Origin of the sequence: Micromonospora sp. II (assembly GCF_001709195.1) — a bacterium.
GTDB lineage: Bacteria > Actinomycetota > Actinomycetes > Mycobacteriales > Micromonosporaceae > Micromonospora > Micromonospora chalcea.
In genome coordinates, this window is record NZ_LYXF01000014.1 from 1 (window position 1) to 22,592 (window position 22,592).

General features: G+C 73.9%; 17 protein-coding genes. 12 read left to right on the forward strand and 5 right to left on the reverse strand.

Annotation, left to right across the window (positions count from 1 at the left end):
* A partial coding sequence (locus A8711_RS08225) for an AAA family ATPase (protein WP_069087871.1) occupies positions 1–1,544 on the forward strand: 1,544 nt, incomplete at its 5' end.
* Here the strand turns inward: A8711_RS08225 and add are convergent.
* Together add and A8711_RS08235 are read right to left on the reverse strand one after the other, a co-directional pair.
* Positions 1,535–2,512, reverse strand: a complete 978-nt coding sequence (gene add / locus A8711_RS08230; protein ID WP_176722771.1) for an adenosine deaminase — start codon at positions 2,510–2,512, stop codon at positions 1,535–1,537. The two genes, A8711_RS08225 and add, sit on opposite strands and share 10 nt — an antisense overlap.
* Complete coding sequence (locus A8711_RS08235; protein WP_223201160.1) at positions 2,512–3,318, reverse strand: AraC family transcriptional regulator; 807 nt, start codon at positions 3,316–3,318, stop codon at positions 2,512–2,514. Before A8711_RS08235 ends, add begins: the two co-directional genes overlap by 1 nt.
* A 413-nt stretch (positions 3,319–3,731) precedes the next feature.
* Here A8711_RS08235 and A8711_RS08240 point away from each other — a divergent pair, with 413 nt between their 5' ends.
* The 10 genes from A8711_RS08240 to A8711_RS08285 are packed head-to-tail and all read left to right on the forward strand — an operon-like array spanning position 3,732 to position 17,150.
* Positions 3,732–4,703, forward strand: coding sequence for a DUF1702 family protein (locus A8711_RS08240; protein WP_064447377.1), 972 nt, complete (start codon positions 3,732–3,734; stop codon positions 4,701–4,703).
* A 4-nt stretch (positions 4,704–4,707) separates the two neighbouring features.
* Positions 4,708–6,660: a CRTAC1 family protein gene (locus tag A8711_RS08245; RefSeq protein WP_043325262.1), complete on the forward strand. Its 1,953-nt coding sequence runs from the start codon at positions 4,708–4,710 to the stop codon at positions 6,658–6,660.
* A complete protein-coding gene (locus A8711_RS08250) occupies positions 6,657–7,628 on the forward strand; it encodes a hypothetical protein (RefSeq protein ID WP_043325264.1) in 972 nt (323 codons plus the stop codon). Before A8711_RS08245 ends, A8711_RS08250 begins: the two co-directional genes overlap by 4 nt.
* A gap of 32 nt (positions 7,629–7,660) precedes the next feature.
* Complete coding sequence (locus A8711_RS08255; RefSeq protein WP_069087872.1) at positions 7,661–13,432, forward strand: SDR family NAD(P)-dependent oxidoreductase; 5,772 nt, start codon at positions 7,661–7,663, stop codon at positions 13,430–13,432.
* A 1-nt stretch (position 13,433) separates the two neighbouring features.
* Positions 13,434–13,883, forward strand: coding sequence for a thioesterase family protein (locus tag A8711_RS08260; protein ID WP_030503316.1), 450 nt, complete (start codon positions 13,434–13,436; stop codon positions 13,881–13,883).
* Positions 13,876–14,439 (forward strand): flavin reductase family protein, encoded by a 564-nt coding sequence (locus A8711_RS08265; RefSeq protein WP_233514703.1) that lies wholly within the window; start codon positions 13,876–13,878, stop codon positions 14,437–14,439. The genes A8711_RS08260 and A8711_RS08265 overlap by 8 nt, the downstream gene beginning before the upstream one ends.
* Entirely contained in the window at positions 14,436–14,999 is a 564-nt protein-coding gene (locus A8711_RS08270) for a hypothetical protein (RefSeq protein ID WP_051611104.1), read from the forward strand. Before A8711_RS08265 ends, A8711_RS08270 begins: the two co-directional genes overlap by 4 nt.
* Positions 14,996–15,691, forward strand: a complete 696-nt coding sequence (locus A8711_RS08275; protein WP_069087874.1) for a copper resistance CopC family protein — start codon at positions 14,996–14,998, stop codon at positions 15,689–15,691. Before A8711_RS08270 ends, A8711_RS08275 begins: the two co-directional genes overlap by 4 nt.
* Positions 15,692–15,717: 26 nt before the next feature.
* Positions 15,718–16,578: a class I SAM-dependent methyltransferase gene (locus A8711_RS08280; protein WP_043325273.1), complete on the forward strand. Its 861-nt coding sequence runs from the start codon at positions 15,718–15,720 to the stop codon at positions 16,576–16,578.
* Between the two features lie 29 nt (positions 16,579–16,607).
* Entirely contained in the window at positions 16,608–17,150 is a 543-nt protein-coding gene (locus A8711_RS08285; RefSeq protein WP_030503321.1) for an EF-hand domain-containing protein, read from the forward strand.
* Between the two features lie 55 nt (positions 17,151–17,205).
* Here A8711_RS08285 and A8711_RS08290 read toward each other — a convergent pair whose 3' ends face one another.
* From A8711_RS08290 to A8711_RS08300, 3 genes are all read right to left on the reverse strand, one after another.
* The gene (locus tag A8711_RS08290; RefSeq protein ID WP_043325274.1) at positions 17,206–18,549 is read right to left on the reverse strand and encodes a cytochrome P450; all 1,344 of its coding nucleotides are present in this window, start codon (positions 18,547–18,549) and stop codon (positions 17,206–17,208) included.
* An 86-nt stretch (positions 18,550–18,635) separates the two neighbouring features.
* Positions 18,636–19,181: a pyridoxamine 5'-phosphate oxidase family protein gene (locus A8711_RS08295; protein ID WP_030503323.1), complete on the reverse strand. Its 546-nt coding sequence runs from the start codon at positions 19,179–19,181 to the stop codon at positions 18,636–18,638.
* Positions 19,182–19,254: 73 nt separating this feature from the next.
* Entirely contained in the window at positions 19,255–20,364 is a 1,110-nt protein-coding gene (locus tag A8711_RS08300; RefSeq protein ID WP_043325277.1) for a DegT/DnrJ/EryC1/StrS aminotransferase family protein, read from the reverse strand.
* 470 nt (positions 20,365–20,834) lie between these two features.
* Between A8711_RS08300 and A8711_RS08305 the strand changes: the two genes are divergently transcribed.
* Positions 20,835–22,589 (forward strand): hypothetical protein, encoded by a 1,755-nt coding sequence (locus A8711_RS08305; protein ID WP_199744081.1) that lies wholly within the window; start codon positions 20,835–20,837, stop codon positions 22,587–22,589.
* Positions 22,590–22,592: the final 3 nt, after the last annotated feature.

Sequence of the window (22,592 nt, forward strand, 5' to 3'; positions counted from 1 at the left end):
TGCAGACCATCGGCGCCACCACGCTGGATGAGTACCGCAAGCACCTGGAGAAGGACGCCGCTCTGGAGCGTCGTTTCCAGCCGATCCAGGTGGGTGAGCCGTCGCTGGCCCACACCATCGAGATCCTCAAGGGCCTGCGGGACCGCTACGAGGCCCACCACCGCGTCTCCATCACCGACGCCGCCCTGGTCGCCGCCGCGACGCTCGCCGACCGGTACATCTCCGACCGGTTCCTGCCGGACAAGGCGATCGACCTGATCGACGAGGCGGGCGCCCGGATGCGGATCCGCCGGATGACCGCGCCGCCGGACCTGCGCGACTTCGACGAGCGCATCGCCCAGGTGCGCCGCGACAAGGAGTCCGCGATCGACGCGCAGGACTTCGAGCGGGCCGCCCAGCTGCGCGACACCGAGAAGCAGCTGCTCGGCCAGAAGGCGCAGCGGGAGAAGGAGTGGAAGGCCGGTGACCTGGACGTCGTCAGCGAGGTCGACGACGAGCAGATCGCCGAGGTCCTCGGCAACTGGACCGGCATCCCGGTCTACAAGCTGACCGAGGAGGAAACCTCCCGGCTGCTGCGCATGGAAGACGAGCTGCACAAGCGCGTCATCGGCCAGGAAGACGCGGTCAAGGCGGTCTCGAAGGCGATCCGGCGTACCCGGGCCGGGTTGAAGGACCCGAAGCGGCCGTCCGGGTCGTTCATCTTCGCCGGCCCGTCCGGCGTCGGTAAGACCGAGCTGTCCAAGGCCCTGGCGGAGTTCCTGTTCGGGTCCGAGGACGCGCTGATCCAGCTGGACATGTCGGAGTTCCACGACCGGTACACGGTGTCCCGGCTCGTCGGTGCCCCTCCCGGGTATGTCGGCTACGACGAGGGTGGGCAGCTGACCGAGAAGGTGCGTCGCCGGCCGTTCTCGGTGGTGTTGTTCGACGAGATCGAGAAGGCCCACCCGGACGTGTTCAACACGCTCCTGCAGATCCTGGAGGACGGGCGTCTCACCGACGGTCAGGGCCGGATCGTGGACTTCAAGAACACGGTCATCATCCTGACCACCAACCTCGGCACCCGCGACGTCGCCAAAGCCGTCTCCCTCGGCTTCCAGGCCTCTGAGGACTCCGAGTCGAACTACGACCGGATGAAGCAGAAGGTCAACGACGAACTCAAGCAGCACTTCCGGCCCGAGTTCCTCAACCGGATCGACGACACGATCGTCTTCCACCAGCTGCGTCAGAACGAGATCCTCTCGATCGTCGACATCATGATCGCCCGGATCGAAACCCAGCTCCGCAACAAGGACATGGGCCTGGAGGTGACCGACAACGCCAAGAAGTACCTCGCGAAGAAGGGCTTCGACCCCGTCCTCGGCGCACGGCCACTACGCCGCACCATCCAACGCGACATCGAAGACAACCTGTCCGAACGGATCCTGTTCAACGAACTGCCCCCCGGCCAGATCGTCGTCGTGGACTGCGAAGGCGACCCCGACGACACCGACACGTCCACACTCGTCTTCCGGGCCGGCAAGCCGGTGCCGACGGGTCAGCCGTAGGCCCGCCGGCCCACCGCCACCAGATGATCACGCGTCGCGTCGTCGCAGAGCGCCCCGGCCACCCCGGCGGCGTACGCCCGCTCGGGCCCGAGCCCGAGACGCGCCGCCAACTCGTGCTCACGGCCCAGATCGGTACCGAACATCGCCGGGTCGTCGGTCCCGACCGAGCAGCGCAGACCGGCGGCGACGAGGCGGGGCAACGGATGCGCGGCCTCGGACTCCACCACCCGGGTCCGCAGGTTCGACGTGGGGCACACGTCCAGCACCACACCCCGGTCCCGCAGCTCGGCGAGCAGGTCGTCGTCCTCGGCGGCCCGGATGCCGTGACGGATCCGGGCCGGAGCCAGCTCCAGCAGGTCGCGTACCGAATCCGGCCCGCCCGCCTCGCCGCCGTGCGGGACGAACGCCAGACCGCCGTCGCGGGCGATCGCCACCGCCCGGGCGAACGCCTTCGCCGGCGCGGCCAGCTCCGGCCCGCCCAGACCGAACCCGACCACGCCCCGGTCCCGGTACCGCACGGCCTGGCGGGCGCACTCCTCGGCGTCGGCCGGCGCCAGCTCGCGGTCCACGTCGGGCGTCAACAGCACCCGTACGCCGTGCCGCTCGTACGCCTCGGCCGCGCCGTCGGCGTACCCCTCGAAGATGTCCGCCCAGCCGACGCCCCGGCGCACCCGCTCGGCCGGCGAGAAGATGCCCTCCAGGTAGACAGCGCCGTGCGTGGCCGCCTCGGCGGCGTACGCCACCACGATGCGCCGGAAGTCGTCGGCCGTACGCAGGCAGTTGGTGGTCAACACCCAGGTGCGGACGAAGTGGTCGAAGTCGGTGAACTCGTAGAGCTGACGCAGACCCTCGACCGTCTCCGCGGGCAGCCGCTGACCGTTACGGCGGGCGATGACCAGGAGCGTCTCCGGCCGTACCGTCCCTTCGAAGTGGACGTGCAGCTCGATCTTCGGGGCCGGCACGGCCATCAGGCGGTTCGGAGCGCGCGCCGCTCGGCCATCACCGGCGTCCGCCCCCGCCAGCCGGCCTGCGACACGCCCAGCAGCCAGCGCAGCGGCGTGGCGGAGAGCAACGGCGGATCGGTGACCCGCACCTGCCGCACCGGCACCGTGAGCGTGGCCCGCGCGACGGTGATGCGCTGGGCGCTGCCCGTCTCGGCCGGTATCCGCAGGTCCGCGTCGCCGATCAGGAAGCTGTCCGGCGCGCCGTCGACGAGCGCCGAGGTGGCGTCCCGGTCCGGGCGCAGCAGCAGGACCCGGGCGCGGTGCTCGCCCGGCGGCACGGTGGCGGGCAGCGCGGCCGGCAGTGGACGCGGCGCGGCCGTCCACCATTCGTTGCGCCCCCCGTCGTGGGGCGCCACCGCGGCGAGCAGCAGCCCCGGCAGGTCCACGGTGTCGAGGTGCATCAGCGCCCGGGGGCCCTGGCCGGCGACTATCGCGCGGCTGCGGATCACCGGCAGCAGCGCCGCCACCGACACGCCCGCCAACTGCCGGGCGAGCTGGCGGAACCGCTCCGGGGGCAGACTCACCCAGCGCCGGAACTGGGTGGTGAACGTGCCGACGCTGGAGTACCCGACCTGGGCGCTGATCGCCGTGACGGTGAGCGAGGAACGCAGCAGCAGCCGTCGCGCCTCGGCCATCCGCAGGGCGGCCAGGAAACGTGCCGGTGTCATCGAGGTGGCCTGCTTGAACACGCGATGGAAATAGAAGGGGCTGAACGGGGCAAGGCGCGCCAGCGTTTCCAGCGGCAACGGCCTGCCGAGCTCTCTTTTCATGTGCTCAATCACCCGGACAATGGCGGCCGACCGGCCGTCATGTTCCTTGCAGTCGGCACCTGAAAACTGCCCCATGGCCCCTCCATCGCTACCCGGAAACCGTGACCAATAGTGCTGTGCGGCTCTTGAACGAGTCTTGATTTGCCGCACGCGGGCCGCTCGGGCGCCCTCGGCGGCAGGCGATACGTGCTGGCCGGAGCCGGTGCGGGACCCACTTCCAGGCTTGCGCGCACCCGGCTCCGCGCGCCCGCCGAAGCGGTGCCGACGGTCACCTGAGGCAACACAGCAACCTGCGAGAAGACAGTCGCCGAGGCGTTCCGCGAGTATTGGCCAGAGCGGGCACGCCAATCGAAGAACTTCTCTGCAGGCGAGCAGGATCCGCACGCGTACACCCACGGCGAATTGGACTTGCCATGGCCCGAATATTGTTGGCACTGCGACAACGAATCCTGACGCCGGATAAGCGCGAGGCGTTGTTTGACACACGCGGCTTCCATGTCAAGAACGACGCCGCGCGGCAGGCCCTGGAAAGCGCCGGGCAGAGTTTCATCGGCGGTTTCGGTGACGCCGCCGGGGCGCCGGAGCCCCGGGCCGCCGAGGAACTGCTGGAAAGCCGGCCGGCGCCGCTGCGCGGCTTCGCCTACGAGGGCGCCGCGATGGCGTACGCCCTGATGGACGGCCTCCGCCCCGGCGGCGGCCGGGGCATGGCGCGGTTCCTGGCCGGGCGCGGCGACGCGCACGTCTACATGGCCCACGTGGGCGCCGGCTGGGCCATGGCCCGGCTGCCCCGCTGGCGCCGGCCGGCGATCCTCCCGCCCGACCCGCTGCTGCGCTGGCTCGCCCTCGACGGCTACGGCTTCCACCAGGCCTACTTCCACACCGGCCGGTACGTCCACGCACGGCACCGCGACCCGGCGCACATCTGGCCGGCGGAGCTGCGGCACTACGCGCCGCACGCGGTGGACCAGGGCATCGGCCGGGCGCTGTGGTTCGTCGCCGGCGCCGACCCGGCCGAACTGGTCCGGCTGCTCCACCGGTTCCCCGCCGACCGGCACTCCGACCTGTGGAGCGGGGTCGGCCTGGCCGCCAGCTACGCCGGTGGCGCCGATCTGACGGAACTGCGAACGCTGCGCGAGGCGGCCGGCGAGCACCGGGCGGCGCTCGGCCAGGGCGCCGCGTTCGCGGCCAAGGCCCGGATGCGGGCCGGACACGTGCCGACGCACACCGCTGTCGCGGTCGGCGCGTTCTGCGTCACCAGCATCGAGCAGGCCGCCGCGATCACCGATGCCGCCCTGACCGATCTGACCGACTCGGCGTCGCTGCCCGCCTTCGCGGTGTGGCGTCAGCGGATCGCCGACCATCTCGTACTGCTGGGGAGGTGCTGACCGGGTGTCCATGATCCTGGGTTGGGGCCGACGTCATCTCGCCGGGCTGACCGCCCTGCTGCTGATCGTCGGCCTGTTCCTGATCGCCGAGCCGGCCACTGCTACCGACGAGGAACGGCGACGGGTGGCCGCGGGCTACCGGTTCACGCCGCTGTCCATCGCGATCCCGGGTGGTCTGCCGCAGCAGAGCATCCGCCGGGTCAACAAGGAGTACACGCACATCGACGCGTGGATCTCGTCGGTGGGCGCCGGGGTCGCCATGAACGACATCGACGGCGACGGCCTGGCCAACGACCTCTGCGTCACCGACCCGCGGATCGACCGGGTGGTGGTCACGCCGACGCCCGGGGCGCGCCAGGAGCGGTACCAGCCGTTCGTGCTCGACCCGGCGCCGCTGCCGATGGGGCCGCACATGGCGCCGATGGGCTGCGCGCCCGGCGATTTCAACGAGGACGGCCGCACCGACCTGCTGGTCTACTGGTGGGGCCGGACACCGGTGATCTTCCTGGCCCGCCCGGACGCCACCGGTCTGTCCGCGGCGGCGTTCCAGCCGGTCGAGCTGGTCCCCCGGCCCGCCGCCGCCGACGGCGGCTACACCGGGCCGCGGTGGAACACCAACACGGTGAGCGTGGCGGACTTCGACGGCGACGGTCACGAGGACGTGTTCGTCGGCAACTACTTCCCCGACGGCCCGGTGCTCGACCACACGGTCAGCGGCGGCGTGGCGATGAACAGGTCCATGTCGGCCGCGTACAACGGCGGGCGCGACCATGTCCTGCGCTGGACCGGCGCGACCGCCGACAGCGTCACCTTCGCCGACGTGCCGGACCTCTTCGACGACGACGTCTCCCGTGGCTGGGCACTCGCGTCGACCGCCACCGACCTCGACGGCGACCTGCTGCCCGAGCTGTACGTGGCGAACGACTTCGGCCCCGACCGGCTGCTGCACAACCGCTCCACACCGGGCCGGGTGCGGCTGGCCCTGGTCGAGGGCGAGGGCAGCCGGCTCACCGTGCCCAAGTCGAAGATCCTCGGGCACGACTCCTTCAAGGGCATGGGCGTGGACGTCGGCGACCTGGACGGCGACGGCCTCTACGACATGTACGTCGGCAACATCACCACCTCGTTCGGCATCCAGGAGAGCAACTTCGCCTTCGTCAACCAGGCCCGGGACACCGACGACCTGCGGCAGCGGCTCGCCGACGGGCGGGCGCCGTTCGTCGACCGCAGCGCCCCGCTCAACCTCGCCTGGAGCGGCTGGAGCTGGGACGTCAAGATCGCCGACCTGACCAACAGCGGCCGGCCCGACATCGTGCAGACCAGCGGCTTCGTCAAGGGCGAGGTGAACCGGTGGGCGCAGCTGCAGGAGCTGGCCACCGCCAACGACACGCTGCTGGAGCACACCTCGGCGTGGCCACGGGTCCGGCAGGGCGACGACATCGCCGGCGGGCAGCCGCTGCGCCTGCACGCCCGGATGCCCGGCGGCGCCTACGCCGACATCGCCGGCCAGCTCGGCCTGGCGGTGCCCATCCCGACCCGGGGCATCGCGCTCGGCGACGCCGACGGCGACGGCCGGCTGGACATGGCGGTGGCCCGGCAGTGGGACGCGCCGGTGTTCTACCGCAACGACAGCCCCGGCACCGGATCGCAGCTGTCCCTGAAGCTGAACCGGCCGCCGGCCGGCGACGCCGCCACCGGCTCCCCGGTGATCGGCGCGGACGTCACCGTCCGCACCCCGGACGGCCGTGTGCTGCGCGGCCGGGTCGACGGCGGCAGCGGCCACTCCGGCCGGCGCAGCTTCGAGGTGCACATCGGCCTCGGCGACGTCACCGGGCCGGTCCAGGTCGACCTGGCCTGGCGGGACCGCACCGGCGCGCCACGCGCGCAGACGGTGACGCTCACCCCCGGCCGGCACGCGCTCACCCTCGGCACCCAGGCACAGGAGGCGAGTTCATGACGAAGCCACGCGACCCGCGAGTGACAGCGCTGCGCCGCTTCGCGATCTCGATCACCGTCCTCAACATCCTCGGCTACACGGTCCTCGGCTTCGAGCAGCCCGCGCTCTGGCCGGTGTACGCCGTGCTCACCGCGTACGCCGCCGAGCTGCTGCTGGAGGCGGTGGGCGCCCGGGGTGAGGGCCGCGCCCCCCGGTACGCCGGCGGCGTGCGCAACCTGGTCGAGTTCCTCTTCCCCGCGCACATCACCGCGCTGGCGGTGAACATGCTGCTCTACACGAACGACCGGGTGCTGGTGATGCTCTTCGGCGTGCTGGTGGCGATCAGCGGCAAGTGGCTGCTGCGGGCGCCGGTCAACGGGCGGCTGCGGCACTTCATGAACCCGTCGAACTTCGGCATCGCGATCGTGCTGCTGCTGTTCCCGTGGGTCTCCATCGCGCCGCCGTACCACTTCACCGAGAACCTCTCCGGCCCCGCCGACTGGGCGATCGTGGCCGTGATCCTCGTCCTGGGCACGATGCTCAACGCGAAGCTCACCCGCCGGATGTGGCTGATCGCCGGCTGGCTGTCGATCTTCGTGGTGCAGTCGGTGGTCCGGGGCCTGGTGCTGGACACGTCGATCGTGGCCGCGCTGGCCACCATGACCGGTACCGCGTTCGTCCTGTTCACCAACTACATGATCACCGATCCGGGCACCACGCCGAGCCGGCCCGCCGCCCAGTTCGCGTTCGGTGGCGGCGTGGCGCTGGTGTACGGCGTGCTGACCGGCGCCTCGGTGACGTACGGGCTCTTCTTCGCCACCGCGATCGTCTGCCTGGTCCGCGGCACCTTCCTCTGGTCGCTGCACGCCTCACGCCGCGAGCAGCGGCGCCGCGAGCAGGACCAACCCGTCTCGCCCGCAACGCCCGGGACACCGGCCACCGCCGGTCCCGTCTCCGCGGACAACGGCAAGCGGCCCGTGCCCGCCTGATCCGCGAATCGCACAACCCCAGGAGTGACGACATGAGCAGAATCGCGGTCGTCGGCATGAGCTGCCGCTACCCGGAAGCCGATTCGGTGGCCGACCTGTGGCGCAACGCCCTCAGCGGACGCCGCGCGTTCCGCCGGCTGCCGCCGGAGCGGATGAGCCTGGAGGACTACTGGGACGCCGACCCGGCCACCCCGGACCGTTTCTACAACCGGCACGCCGCCGTCATCGAGGGGTACACGTTCGACCGGATCCGGCACCGGATCGCCGGCAGCACCTACCGCTCCACCGACCTCACCCACTGGCTGGCGCTGGACGTGGCCGGCGAGGCGCTCGCCGACGCCGGCTGGCCGGACGGCGCCGGGCTGCCCCGGGACCGAACCGCCGTGGTGGTCGGCAACACCCTCACCGGCGAGTTCTCCCGCGCCAACGTGCTGCGGCTGCGCTGGCCGTACGTGCGCCGGGTGCTGGCCGCCGGGCTGCAGGAGCAGGGGTGGCCCGACCGGCGGATCGCGGAGTTCCTGGCGGTGACCGAGGAGCGGTACAAGAGCCCGTTCCCGCCGATCGACGAGGACACGCTCGCCGGTGGTCTCTCCAACACCATCGCCGGGCGGATCTGCAACCACTTCGACCTCGGCGGCGGCGGCTGGACGGTGGACGCCGCCTGCGCCTCCAGCCTGCTGTCCGTGGTCACCGCCGCGCGCGCCCTGGCCGACGGCGAGGTCGACGTGGCGGTGGCGGGCGGGGTGGACCTGTCCATCGACCCGTTCGAGATGGTCGGCTTCGCCAAGGCCGGCGCGCTCGCCCGCGACGAGATGCGGGTGTACGACGAGCGGTCGCAGGGCTTCTGGCCGGGCGAGGGCTGCGGCATGGTCGTGCTGATGCGCCACGACGACGCGGTGGCGCAGGGGCGCGTCGTGCACGCGACGATCGCCGGCTGGGGCGTCTCCTCCGACGGGCGCGGCGGGATGACCCGGCCGGAGGCGCAGGGCTACCGGCTGGCGCTGGACCGGGCGTACCAGCGGGCCGGCTTCGGCATCGGCACGGTCCCGCTCTTCGAGGGGCACGGCACCGGCACCGCCGTCGGCGACGCCACCGAGCTGCGTGCCCTCTCCGCCGCCCGGCGCGACGCCGGGGCCACCGATCCGGCCGCCATCGGCTCCATCAAGGCGCTCATCGGGCACACCAAGGCCGCCGCCGGGGTGGCCGGGCTGATCAAGGCGACCATGGCGTTGCGGCACGCCATCGTCCCGCCCACCGCCGGGTGCGCCCGTCCCCGCGCGGAGCTGACCGCCGCGGACCGTACGCTGCGCGCCGCGCCGGTGGCCGAGCCGTGGCCGGACGGGGCGCCGCTGCGCGCCGGGGTCACCGCGATGGGCTTCGGCGGGATCAACACCCACCTGGTGCTGGAGGCCGGCCCGTCCGCCGTGCCGGAACGTGTCCGGCGGCAGCAGCTGCGGCTGGCCCGGCACACCCAGGACGCCGAGCTGCTGCTGCTCGACGCGGCCGACCCGGTGGCGCTGCGGGAACGGGTGGCCGCGCTGCTGGATCCGCTGGCCCGGCTGTCGTACGGCGAGCTGACCGACCTGGCCGGCGCTCTGGCCGGCGAGGTACGCGGCCGGCCGATGCGGCTGGCGGTGGTCGCCGCCTCCCCCGCCGAGGCGGTGGACCGGTTCGAACGTGCCCTGGCGGCGCTCGACCGGGGCGAGGAGGAGTTGTTCGCCGACGGGCTGGCGTTGCGGCGCACGCTGCGCCCGGCCCGGCTCGGGTTCCTCTTCCCCGGCCAGGGCTCCGGCCGCGGCGTCGACGGAGGCGCGCTGGCCCGGCGTTTCCCGGCCGCCGCCGAGGTGCACCGCCTGGCGGCGCTGCCGGCCGACGCGGACCCGGTGGCCACCGAGGTGGCCCAGCCGCGCATCGCCGCGGGTTCCCTAGCCGGCCTGCGGGTGCTCACCGAACTGGGCGTCGAGGCGCGGGTGGCGGTCGGGCACAGCCTCGGCGAGATCACCGCGCTGCACTGGGCCGGCACCGTCGACGCGGAGGCGCTGCTGCGGATCGCCGCGGCGCGCGGCGCGGTCATGGCCGGCTGCCGGGAACCGGGCACGATGGCCGGCATCGCCGCCGACGACACCGCCACCACCCGGCTGATCGGCGCCGAACCGGTGGTGGTGGCCGGCTACAACGGGCCGCGGCAGACGGTGGTCGCCGGCCCGTCCGACGCGGTCCGGCGGGTGTGCGAGCGGGCCACCGACGCCGGTGTGCACTGGGCGGACCTGGCCGTCTCGCACGCGTTCCACTCCCCGCTGATGGCGTCGGCCGCCCGCGAGTTCGGCGACTGGCTGGAAGGGGTCCGCCTGGCCCCGCCGCGCCGGCCGGTGGTCTCCACAGTCACCGGCGCGGAGCTGACCTCCGGCACCGACCTGGCGGCGCTGCTGCGCCGGCAGATCACCGAGCCGGTGCGCTTCGCCGCGGCGGTCACCGAGGCCGGCCGGCGGGTGGACGCGCTGGTCGAGGTCGGTCCCGGCCAGGTGCTCGCCCGGATGGCCCGGGACCTGGTCGACGTGCCGGTGTTCGCCACCGGCACGGACGCGCCGACGCTCGCCGGCTTCCTCGGCACTGTCGGCGCGCTCTGGACTCTGGGCGCGCCCGTGGACCACGCCGCGCTGGTCAGCGACCGTCCGATCCGTCCGCTCGACCTGGCCGCGCGGCGGCGCTTCTTCGCCAACCCGTGCGAGGCCGCGCCCGCCGTGGCCGTGGCGGCGGCGTCCCCGACCGGGGCCACCCCGCAGGCCGCGGGCGGGCCGGTGACCGCCGACGAGACGGCCCCGGCCGGAGGCGGACCGGCGGCCGACCCGCTGGCGGTGCTGCGCCGGCTGGCCGCGTCCCGCGCGGAGCTGCCGCCCGAGAGCGTCGGCGCGGACACCCGGCTCCTCGACGGTCTGCACCTCAGCTCGATCGCCGTGGGTCAGCTGGTGAACGAGGCCGCCCGGGAACTGGGCCTGCCCGCGGTGCAGGCGCCGACGAACTTCGCCACCGCCACGCTGCGGGAGATCGCCGACGCGCTGCGGGAACTGGACCCGGCCGCCCCGCCCGCCGACCGGCAGGTGGACGGCGTCGCGCCGTGGGTGCGCGGTTTCACAGTCGAGCTGGTCGAGGAACCGGTGGAGCCGGCCGGCGCCGGCCCCGGCGGCCCGGGTGCCTGGCAGTGGTACGCGCCGGCCGGGCACCCGTACGCGGAGACGCTGCGCGACGCGCTCGCCGGTGCGGGCGTCGGCGGCGGCGTGCTGCTCTGCCCGGGCGAGGAGGTGGACCTGGACCTCGCGTTGCGCGCCGTCCAGGCGGCGGTGGCCCAGCCGCCGGGCAGCCGCCTGGTGGTCGTCCAGCACGGCCGGGGCGTCGCCGGGCTGGCCCGTACTGCCCGGCTGGAGGGCTCGGGTCTGCACGTGACGCTGGTCGAGGCGGCCCCGGCCGACGACCTGGTGGACCGGGTGGTGCGCGAGGTGGCGGCCACCGACGGGTACGCCGAGTCGCACCTCGGCCCGGACGGCCGGCGGCGGGTCCCCCTGCTGCGGCCGCTGCCGCCGCCCGGCCCGGCACGCCCGGGTCCGGCCGGTCCGTCGCTGCGGCCGGACGACGTCCTGCTGGTGACCGGCGGCGGGAAGGGCATCACCGCCGAGTGCGCGCTCGCCCTGGCCCGGGACACCGGGGCGCGGCTGGCCCTGCTCGGCCGGGCCGACCCGGCCGCGGACCCGGAGCTGGCCGCGAACCTGACCCGGATGCGGGAGGCGGGGGTGCGCCTGCGGTACGTGCGCGCCGACGTCACCGACCCGGAGGCGGTACGCGCCGCGGTGGCGCAGGTACGCGCGCACCTGGGCCCGGTCGCCGGGGTCCTGCACGGCGCCGGGGTCAACCGGCCGGCCGCCCTCGGCGCGCTGGACCCGGACACCCTGCGCGCCACGCTGGCGCCGAAGGTGGACGGCCTGGCGCACGTCCTCACCGCGGTCGAGCCGGACGAGCTGCGGCTGCTGGTGACGTTCGGCAGCGTGATCGGGCGCGGCGGCCTGCCCGGGGAGGCGCACTACGCGCTGGCCAACGACTGGCTGGCCCGGCTGACCGCCGAGGCCGGCCGGCGCTTCACCGGATGCCGCGCGGTCTGTCTGGAATGGTCGGTCTGGTCCGGCGTCGGCATGGGTGAACGGCTCTCCGCCGTCGAGTCGCTGCTGCGCGCCGGCATCACCCCCATCCCGCCGGACGAGGGCGTCCGGCTGCTGCGCCAGGTGCTGGCGCTGCCCCGGCTGCCCGCCTCGGTGGTGGTCACCGGCCGCACCGACGGGCTGGACACGCTGCGGCACGAGCGGCGGGAGCTGCCGCTGCTGCGCTTCCTGGAACGTCCGCTGGTGCAGTACGACGGCGTGGAGCTGGTGGTCGAGGCGGACCTGTCGGCCGAGAGCGACCCGTACCTCGCCGAGCACGACCTGGACGGCAACCTCCTGCTGCCCGCGGTGCTCGGCATGGAGGCGATGGCGCAGGTGGCCACCGCGCTCGCCGGCGCCACCGGCGTGCCCGTGCTGACCGGCGTCAGCTTCCCCCGGCCCGTGGTGGTGGCCCGCGGCGGGCGCGTCACCGTCCGGATCGCCGCGGTGCAGGCCGAGGCGGGCGTGGTGGAGGTGGCGATCCGCAGCGACGAGACGGGCTTCGCGGCCGACCACTTCCGGGGCACCGTCCGCTTCGAGCCGGACGAGGGCGACCGGGAGGCGCCGGGCGTGACCGGAGGGCTGCCGCCGGTGCCACTGGAGCCGGGCCGGGACCTCTACGGTGACCTGCTCTTCCAGGGCGACCGGTTCCGCCGGCTGGTGCGCTACCACCGGGTCGCGTCCCGGCGGGCCGAGGCGGACGTCGCCACCACCGAGGACCTGCGCTGGTTCCACGCGTTCCTGCCGCAGCGGCTGCTGCTCGGCGACGCGGGCGCGCGGGACGCCTTCCTGCACGGCATCCAGGTCTGCGTGCCGGACGCGACGCTGCTGCCGATCGCCGTGGACCGGGTGGAGCCGGCCGGGCCGAAGCTCGCCGCCACCGAGCAGGTCCGCTTCGTGGCGGTGGAGCGGGAGCACCGCGACGACACCTACCGGTACGACGTGACGGTCCTCGGCGCGGCCGGGACGGTGGTGGAACGCTGGCTCGGTCTGCGCCTGCGCGCGGTGCGCCACCGCCCGGCCGCCCTGCCGTGGCCGCCGGCGCTGCTCGGACCGGCGCTGGAGCGGCGGCTGGGCCGGCTGCTCGACGCCGACCTGGCGGTGGTGGTGGAACCGCGTCCGGACCGGACCGGCGGAGCACGACGGGAGGTCACCGCCGTCGCCGTCGGACGGGCCGTGGGACGGCCGGTACGGCTGCGGTACCGGCCGGACGGGCGGCCCGAGGAGGTCAACGGCCGGCACGTCTCCGCCGCCCACAGCGAGGTCGCCAGCCTGCTGGTGGCCGGCGCCGGGCCGCTCGCCTGCGACCTGGAGGTGGTCCGGCCCCGGCCCGCCGAGGTGTGGGCCGACCTGCTCGGCCGGCACGCCGGGCTGGCCGGGCAGATCGCCGCCGACCTCGGCGAGGACGCCGACGTCGCCGCCACCCGGGTCTGGTGCGCCAAGGAGTGCCTGGTCAAGGCGGGGCTGCCGGTGGACGCCCCGCTCACGGTGGCCGGCGGCGACGGCGAGTGGGTGCTGGTGCGCAGCGGCCGGGTCACGGTGGCCACCGGCCCGGTCCGTCTGACCGGCGAGCCACAGCCGGTGGTCGTCGCCGTCCTCACCGCGACGGGGGTGTGACATGTCCGCCTGGTACGAGTACCGCCACGTGGTCGGGTTCGAGGAGACGAACCTCGTCGGCAACGTCTACTACGTCAACTACCTGCGCTGGCAGGGCCGCTGCCGGGAGATGTTCCTGCGTGAGCACGCCCCGGCGGTGGTCGACGACCTGCGCGCCGGGTTGAAGCTGTTCACGCTGCGGGTGGACTGCGAGTACCTCGCCGAGCTCGACGCGTTCGACGAGCTGCGCATCCGGATGAGCCTGACCGAGCTGACCCAGACGCAGCTCGGCCTGGCCTTCGACTACCTGCGCGACGGCCCGGGCGGGCTGGTCCCGGTGGCCCGGGGGCACCAGCGGATCGCCTGCATGCGGGAGGTCGCCGGGCAGGTGGTGCCGACCCGCGTGCCGACGCCGCTGGTGCGGGCGCTGGCGCCGTACCGGGCGGCCGAGGGGGTGGCCGGCCGTGCCTGAGCGCGCCGTGGACGCGCCGCCGGCCACCGCCGCGCTGCGTACGGTGCTCGGCGAGTTCGTCACCGGCGTGACGGTGCTGACGGTCGGTGGTCCGCTGCCGCACGGGATGACGGCGAACTCGTTCACCTCGGTCTCGCTGGACCCGCCGCTGGTGCTGCTCTGCGTGAGCCGGGACAGCCTGATGTCCGCCTGTCTGTCCGACGCGGACGGGTTCGGCATCTCCGTCCTGGCCGGGGGGCAGGAGCGCCTGGCCCGGCACTTCGCCGACCGGCGCCGGCGGCCCGGACGCGCGCAGTTCGCCACTGTCGGCTGGTCGCCGGGCGAGCGGACCGGCGCGCCGCTGCTGCACGGGGCGCTGGCCTGGCTGGAGTGCCGGCCGTGGCGCTGCCACGACGGCGGCGACCACGTGATCGTGGTGGGCCGGCTGGTGGCCGCGCGCACGGCTGCCGACAGCGACGCCCTGATCTTCCGGCGAGGCCGGTTCGACAGGTACGGGAACTCCCACCCGGCCGCCGGCCGCCGGCACGTCCAACCGCTCCTGAAGGAGGCGCAGTGACCCTGTCGGACAAGCGCGACGCCGGCGCTTCGGGGCTCGATCTGAACGGCAGCCGGCACCGGGCTGCCCTGCAGATCTTCCTCGTCGTCGTCATCGCCCACTGGGCCGAGCACCTGGTGCAGGCCGCGCAGATCTGGGTGTTCGGCTGGTCCCGGCCGGAGGCCCGGGGCGTACTCGGCATGCCGTTCCCGTGGCTGGTGGAGAGCGAGTGGCTGCACTACGGGTACGCGCTGGTCATGCTCGCCGGTTTCTGGCTGCTGCGCGGCGGCTTCGTCGGCCGCGCCCGGACCTGGTGGATGGCGGCGCTGCTGATCCAGGTGTGGCACCACCTGGAGCACCTGCTGCTGCTGGTGCAGTCGCTGACCGGCAGCAACCTGGCCGGGCAGCCGGTGCCGACGAGCCTGCTGCAACTGGTGGCGCCCCGGGTGGAGCTGCACCTGTTCTACAACGCGGTGGTGTTCCTGCCGATGGTGGTGGCGATGTACCTGCACCGCACGCCGCTCGCCGACGAACTGGCCCGGATGCGGTGCAGTTGCCGCCGGGTGGCCGAAGTCCGGTGAGGCGCGGGCCGGGGCTGAGGTGGCTGGCGGCGGGACTACTCACGCTGCTCGCGCTCGGCCTGGCCGGGCTGACCCTGGCCGCGCAGCTGCGGCCGGCGCGGTTGGTGACCACCGACCCGCCGGCCGGCGCCCGGCTGACCACGGCCCCGGCGGCGGTGACGCTCACCTTCAACGGCCCGCTCGACGCCGAGCGGACCCATGTCTGGTTGATCGGCCCGGGCGGCGCGTTCGGCGCGACGGGCGCGCCGCGCTACCGCGACAACGGCGTCGAGGTGCCGGTGACGGTCATGGGTGACGGGCGCTACCGGGTCGGCTACCACGCCCAGCTCGCCACCGGGCAGACCGCCACCGGCGTGGTCCCGTTCACCGTCGCCGCCGGGCTCGGCGCGCCGCCGCGGGCCGCCCCGGCCGCGTCCCCGCCGGCCACCGCGCCGCCGGACGGGTCCGCCGGGGGCGGCCACCACGGGGGTACGGGCGGAGCGGCCGGCCTGGCCCTGCTGCTGGCGCCGGTGGTCACCGGAGCGGTCCTGCTCGTGCTGATGGCGCGGGGACGGCGTGACCGGCCCGCCGGCGGCACGCCCTCGTCGGCCGGTCCGGGGCCGGGCGGGCGACGGCGGGCCTGGGTGCTGCGGGAGCCGGAGGACGCCGGCGACCGGCCTGCCGACCGCGAACCGGCCCGGCCGGGCGGGTGACCTGACGGACCACAGGAGGGAAAGCGATGTCCGTATCGACAGATGCCGCCGCGGTGAAGGCCGAACAGCGGCGGACCTGGGACGCCGTCAGCGACGGCTGGACCCGCGAGTGGGAGACCTTCGAGCGGGGCGGCGCGGCGCTCACCGCGCGGCTGCTGGCCCTGGGTGGCGTACGGCCGGGGCACCGCGTCCTGGACGTCGCGACCGGTCCGGGGGAGCCGGCGCTCAGCGCCGCCGACATCGTCGGCCCGGCCGGCACGGTCACCGGCGTCGACCTCTCCCCCGCCATGCTCGCCGTGGCCCGCCGCCGGGCCGAGGGCCGGCGCAACGTCAACTTCCTCGTCGCCGACCTGGAGACGGTGGAGCTGCCGCCGCACGCGTTCGACGTGGTGCTCAGCCGGCTCGGCCTGATGTTCGCCGTCGACCCCGGCGCCGCGTTCGGCCGGATCGCCCGGCTGCTCGTCCCGGGCGGCGTGCTCGCCGCGGCGGTGTGGGCGCCACCGCCGCGGGTGCCGCTGATGTCGCTCGGGTACGGCGTGCTCGCGCGCCGGCTGGACCTGCCGTCCGGGCCACCGGACGCCCCCGGCCCGTACCGCCTGTGCGATCCGGAGGCGCTGGCGGCCGGGCTGACCGACGCCGGCCTGCGGGACGTGACAGTCGAGGAGTACCCGGTCCCGTTCCGGTTCCACGACCCGGCCGAGTACGCGCGGTTCACCCGGGCGGTGGCGCCGCCACCGGTACGCCGCCGGGTCGAGGCGCTCGATCCGGCCGGGCGGGACGCGCTCTGGGCGGAGGTGGCCGCCGCCGCCGAGGGACGCGCCGGCCCGGACGGACTGGTCGACCTGACCTCGACCGCGCTCACCGTCCGCGCGGTCGCCCCGGCCTGACCCCCATCCATCGCTACGAAAGGACCGAGATGACCACCGAACTGCAACGCCGCAAGCTGGAGAAGGTCTTCGCCTCGTACGACGCCGACGGGGACGGCGTCATCGACGGGCTGGACATCACCGCGATGGCCCAGATCTGGTGCGACACGTACGGCGTGGCGCCGTACTCGCCGGGCTGGCGGCGGATCCACGGCGCGGCGGCCCGGATGTGGCGCGGGATGCGCGGCAGCGACGGGCCCGACGGCGAGAAGCGGGTGACGGTCGCCGAGTGGGTGGCGTGGGCCGACAAGCCGGAGTTCCCGGAGTTCGTGACGAACGCGGCGGTGCCGTTCAGCCTGGCCGTGTTCGACGTGGCCGACGCGGACCGGGACGGGCGCATCAACCACGCGGAGATGTTCGCGGCGCAGAGCAAGAGCGGCATGCGCTCGGAGGACACGCAACGGATCTTCGACCGGCTCGACACCGACCGGGACGGCTACCTCACCAGCGAGGAGTACGGCCGGGCGGCGCACGAGTTCTACCTCAGCGCCGACCCGGACGCGCCGGGCAACGTGATCGCCGGGGAGCTCTGAGCGGCCGGACGCCCGGCCGCCGGTCCGTGTGGGCCGGTGGCCGGGCGTCGGTCGTTCAGCGGGTACGGCGGCGCGCGGTCATCGGCAGCGCGTCGACGGGCATGGTCATGGCCGGCACGGGCTTCGGCTCGTGGCCGGGCACCGGCTCCAGCCGCCAGCGGGCGGCGATGCTGGCCAGCGAGACGATCATCTCGGTCCAGGCGAACTGGTCGCCGATGCAGCCGTGCACGCCGGTGGCGAACGGCATGAACGCGCCGCGGGGCAGCGTCCGGGCCCGTTCCGGCAGCCACCGGTCCGGGTCGAAGAGCTCGGGCTCGGGGTAGATGCGCGGGTTGTGGTGCACGGCGTGGAAGCTGTAGAGCACGTCCGAGCCGGCCGGGATCAGGTAGCCGCCCAGCTCGGCGTCTCGGGCGGTGACCCGGTTGTTGAACAGGCCCTGGGTGCGCAGCCGCAGCGTCTCGGAGAGCACCTGGCGGGTGTACTCCAGCGCCGGCACGTCGGCGTAGCCGGCGGCCCGTCCGTCGAGCACCCGGTCGACCTCGGCGTGCAGCCGCCGCTGCACCTCGGGGTCCGCGCCGACGTGGTGCAGCGCCCAGCAGAGCGTGTTGGCGATGGTGTTGCTGCCGGCGATGAAGAACGTCATCACCTCGTCGTGGACCTGCTCGTCGCTCATCGCGGGCCGGCCGTCCTCGTCGCGGGCGAAGAGCATCATCGACAGCAGGTCGCCGTGGTCGGTGCCGGCCGCGCGGTACTCGGCGATGACCCGGCGGATGGTCGCCCGCAGGTATTCGGCCGCGGTGTCGTAGTCGCGGTTGGCCTGGGTGGGCAGGCGGGTCAGCACGCCCGTCACGTCGGTGATCCGGCGGAACAGTCCGCCCAGGACGGTGGTGGTCGCGGCCATGAACCGGGCGCGGTCCAGGCTTCGGTCACCGGCGAAGACGACCTCGACGACGTTGGTGAGGGCCAGCTCGTCCATCTCCTTCTCGACCGCGAGGCGCTGGCCGTCGCGCCAGGAGTCGAGCTTGCCGGCGACCGTCCGGCTCATCAGCTCGGTGTAGTGGATGACCTTGTTGCGGTGGAAGGCGGGCTGGATCAGCGCCCGCTGCCGGCGGTGGAACTCGCCCTCGGAGATGCCCAGGCCGTTGCCGAACATGGACCGGAAGCGCTCGGTCATCGGCCCGCCCCGGACGAAGGTGTCGCCGTCGCGCAGCAGCTCCCGCATCAGGGTCGGGTCGTTCACCACGTACGCCGGGCGCTTGCCGAGCGCGATGGTGACGACCGGCTCGCCGGACTGGAGTTCGAGCAGGAACTCGGCGGGTCGTCGTTTCATCTGCAGGCCGTGCCCGAGCACGGGCAGGCGGCCGGGCGCCGACGCGGGTGTGCGCAGGGTGGTGGTCATGGTGCGTTCCCTCGGTGTCGGGCCGCGCGGCTCGCCGCGTCGGCGGTGACGGGCCGGTCCGTCGTGCGGCGGCGGCCCGGTCGGGATCAGCGGGAGAGCAGCGCGCCGGTGGACGCGGGCCGCCCGGCGGCGTGCCAGACCCGCGACGAGCCGATGGTCTGGCCGTTGGCCAGGTCCTGAAGGGTGATCTGGACCCGCCAGGGGTCGAACTGGAGCACCTCGAAGCCGGCGTCGGCGGGGCCGTCGGGCCAGACCGCGTACGGGTCGAAGCCGCGCTGGGTCGCCTCGGCGGCGACCAGGTCCCAGACGTGGCGTTTGGTGTCGCCCGGCTCCAGCCAGGTGGCGCGGCAGTCGACGAAGACGGCGTCGTGCGCGGGTGTCCAGTAGCTGCACGAGACGTACGGGTTGCGGGCCAGGTGGGCGGTCTTGACCGGGGTGCGGGAGGTGCTGACCCAGCCGGTCGGGCCGGCGTCGCCGACCTCCCAGGAGACGTGCATGATCCGGCTGCGCGGCCGGTCGCGTCCGTCCACAGTGGCTACGGTGCACCAGCCGATCTCGGTGGTGAGCCGCAGGAAGTCGTCACGGAGGTCGGCGAAGTCGCCGACCGGGGTGCTGAACGTGGAAGGCTCCATGCCGAGATGGTAGATCCGCGCGAGCGCAGTTTGCTATATGATTCTCAATTCTTGCGGTGCCCGCTTCGGAGCGTCACCAGGCCCGCAGGATCGCGCGCAGCGCGTCGATCACCCGGGCCTGGACACCCTCGTCCAGCGACGGGTACATCGGCAGCGAGAAGATCTCCCCGGCCAGCCGCTCGGTGACCGGCAGTGACCCCTCGGAGTAGCCGAGGTGGGCGAAGCCGCGCATCGTGTGCACCGGCCAGCGGTAGCTGACGTTCAGCTCGATGCCGTGGCGGCGCAGCGCCGCCAGGATCTCGTCGCGCCGCGGGTGCCGCACCACGTAGAGGTAGTAGACGTGCTCGTTGCCGGGCGCGGTGACCGGCAGGCCCAGGCCGGTGCCGGCGAGCCCCTCGTCGTAGCGGCGGGCGATCGCGCGGCGGGCGGCGACGTAGCGGTCCAGCCGCCGCAGCTTGCGGCGCAGGATCTCCGCCTGCACCTCGTCCAGGCGGCTGTTGCGGCCGGGCGTCTCCTCGACGTAGTAGCGGTCCTCCATCCCGTAGTACCGCAGCCGGCGCAGGCGCCGCTCCACGTCCGGGTCGGCGGTGATCGTCGCGCCGCCGTCGCCGTACGCGCCGAGCACCTTGGTCGGATAGAAGGAGAAGGCGGCGGCGTCACCGAGCGACCCGGCCACGCGGCCGTGGTGGCGCGCGCCGTGCGCCTGCGCGCAGTCCTCCAGCACCGCGAGGCCGTGCGCGGCGGCGAGCGCCCGCAGCGGCGCCATCTCGACGCACTGCCCGTAGAGGTGCACCGGGAGCAGCACCCGGGTACGCGGCGTGATCACGTCGGCGACCCGGTCGACGCGCATCAGGCAGGTCGCCTCGTCCACGTCGACGAAGACCGGCACCGCGCCCACCGCGTCGATGGCGAGCACGGTCGGCGCGGCCGTGTTGGCGACGGTGACCACCTCGTCGCCGGGGCGTACGCCCAGCGCCCAGAGGGCCAGCGAGATGGCGTCGGTGCCGTTGGCCACCCCGACGCAGTGCGGCACGCCGTGGTAGGCGGCGAACTCCCGCTCGAAGCCGCGCACGCTCTCACCGAGCACCAGCCGGCCGGAGGAGAAGACCTGGTCCACCGCGCCGAGGACGTCCTCCCGCTCGCTCTCGTACTCGGCCAGGTAGTTCCAGACTCCGACGGTCATGGCGGCGGACCTCCCCGGGAGCGTCGTCGCCGCGGCGCCTCACCCCGGCATCACCACCCCGCATCCTAGTCGCCGCCCCATCAGCTAGCTACACGTTCGTCAACCGACGTCGGTACAGGCGGCTCCCGGCCACTGGCCCGAACGGACGGAATCACCCGCGCCGCGACGCCGTCGCCGCGGACTTGGCACCAACCCTGCGGGGCGCGCGAACAGCCTTTCCCGGCAAGCGCTCAGGACCGAGCTGACCTGCCCCGACATCGGCCACTGTCGACCGCCGCGGCACCTCCGGCAATCGATGGAAATTGCGCGCAGTGGATCTCCCTGCAGTCGACTTCCCGTCAATTGACAGTTGCAATTCGGATAGTAGGCTCGCTGCCGCGGGCGCCGCTCCCCGGCACTTCTCCGTCCCCCTCGACCGCGACGCCTGGCATGTTCCGGCCTCAATCCCGCACGTGACCAGGAGGACGTCCATGCCCCGTCCACAACTGCGCGGTCCGCTCCGGCGGGCCGCCCACATCGGAGTGATCGCGCTCGTCGCCGTCAGCAGCGGCCTGGTGCCACCCCCGGCCGCGGCCGGGGCGTCCGTGCGACGGGTCACCTCGACGGTGACCGGCAGCGACGGCCAGCCGTACCGGATCACCAACCACCTCACCCGCACGGCTCAGGCCGCCGAACGTCCGGGCGCGCCCGCCCGCCAGTGGCTGCTGGTCTGGACCGGTGACGCCGCGCCCGGCCCCGACGGCAAGCCCGACCCCGACTTCCTCGCCGTCGTGGACGCCACCCCCGGCTCCCCCGACTACGGCCGGGTGGCGAACACCGTCACCGTCGACTCGGTCTTCGGCAACGAGCCGCACCACATGCAGTACACCTGGCGAAAGGGCGACAAGGTGTACGCGGGCGGCCTGCTCAGCGACACCGTCTACGTCTTCGACGTCAGCCGGCTGCCCCGGGTCTCGCTCAGCGGCGTGACGCTGCCGCACGACACCCCGTGCGGCTCGGTGCCGGACGCGTTCACCGTCCTGCGCGACGGCACCGCGTACGGGTCGTACATGGGCGGGCCCGACGTCGCCGGGCCCTGCACCTACTCCGACGGGCAGACCCGCGTCGGCAACGGCTTCGCCGGCTCCCCCGGCGAGGTGGTCCGGCTCGGCGCCGACGGCCGGGTGCTGGCCGAGATGCCGGCGGCGAAGAAGACCGCCGAGGACCCGGTCTCCTGCCCCAACCAGCCCGCGCTGCCGGTGCCGACCTGCGCCAACCCGCACGGCATCGCGCTGCGCGAGGACCTGAACCGGCTGGTCACCAGCGACTTCGTCGAGGTGCGGCACGTCGTGGCCGGCCTGGTCACCGACCCCAACCTGCAGCGCCGCACGGTCCGCACGTACGACATCAGCGACCGGAACCGGCCCCGCCTGCTCTCCCTGTCCTACCTGCCCGACGGGCCCCGGGTCGACGACGAGTACAGCCGCGAGGGTCTGCTGGCCATGGAGCCCGCGGTGACGCACCAGCCCCGGCACAAGGGAGCGTTCGTGGCCACCGGGATGGGCGCGGTCTACTACACGCCGGACATGACCAAGCGGGAGCTGACCTGGCGGCAGGTGTTCGACGACGCGACCGCCTTCCGCCGGATCTACCCGCGTGACACCCCGACCAGCGCGGCCGACGGCGGCAGCTGGCTCATGGTGAGCCCGGACGACCGTTTCCTGTTCCACACGGTGATGTTCGGCGGCAACAACTCACCGGCCGTCAACGCCGAGTCCGGCATGGTGTACGTGCTGGACATCCGCCGGCTCCTGGCCGCCGGCAGCCGCACCTCGTGCCGCATCGACACGATCGCGGAGACCGTACGCGGCGGCGCCGAGCCGGACTGTCCCGCGCTGGTCAGCGCCCTGCCCATCGTGGACACCACACTCGGTGGGCCGCACTGGGGCGCGATGGACACGTTCCGGCCGGTGGCGGGCGGGAAGCACTTCCGCCAGACCGACCAGGTCTCCCGGGTGGTCACCTCGAACTACTTCGTGGCGCCCACCGGACTCGACGGTGACGCCCGGATCTGCATGGCGCTGGTCGACCCGGCGGGCCGGCTCACCGAGGACCGCGCGTTCCGCGACGAGCACACCGGCCGGCGCTGCGTGAGCTTCGACCGGACGAGCTGGCCGCACGGCGACACCGGCAAGGCGAACCCGCACGGGCTGCTCTTCGCGGTGGCCGACGCGCAACTGCGCTGACCG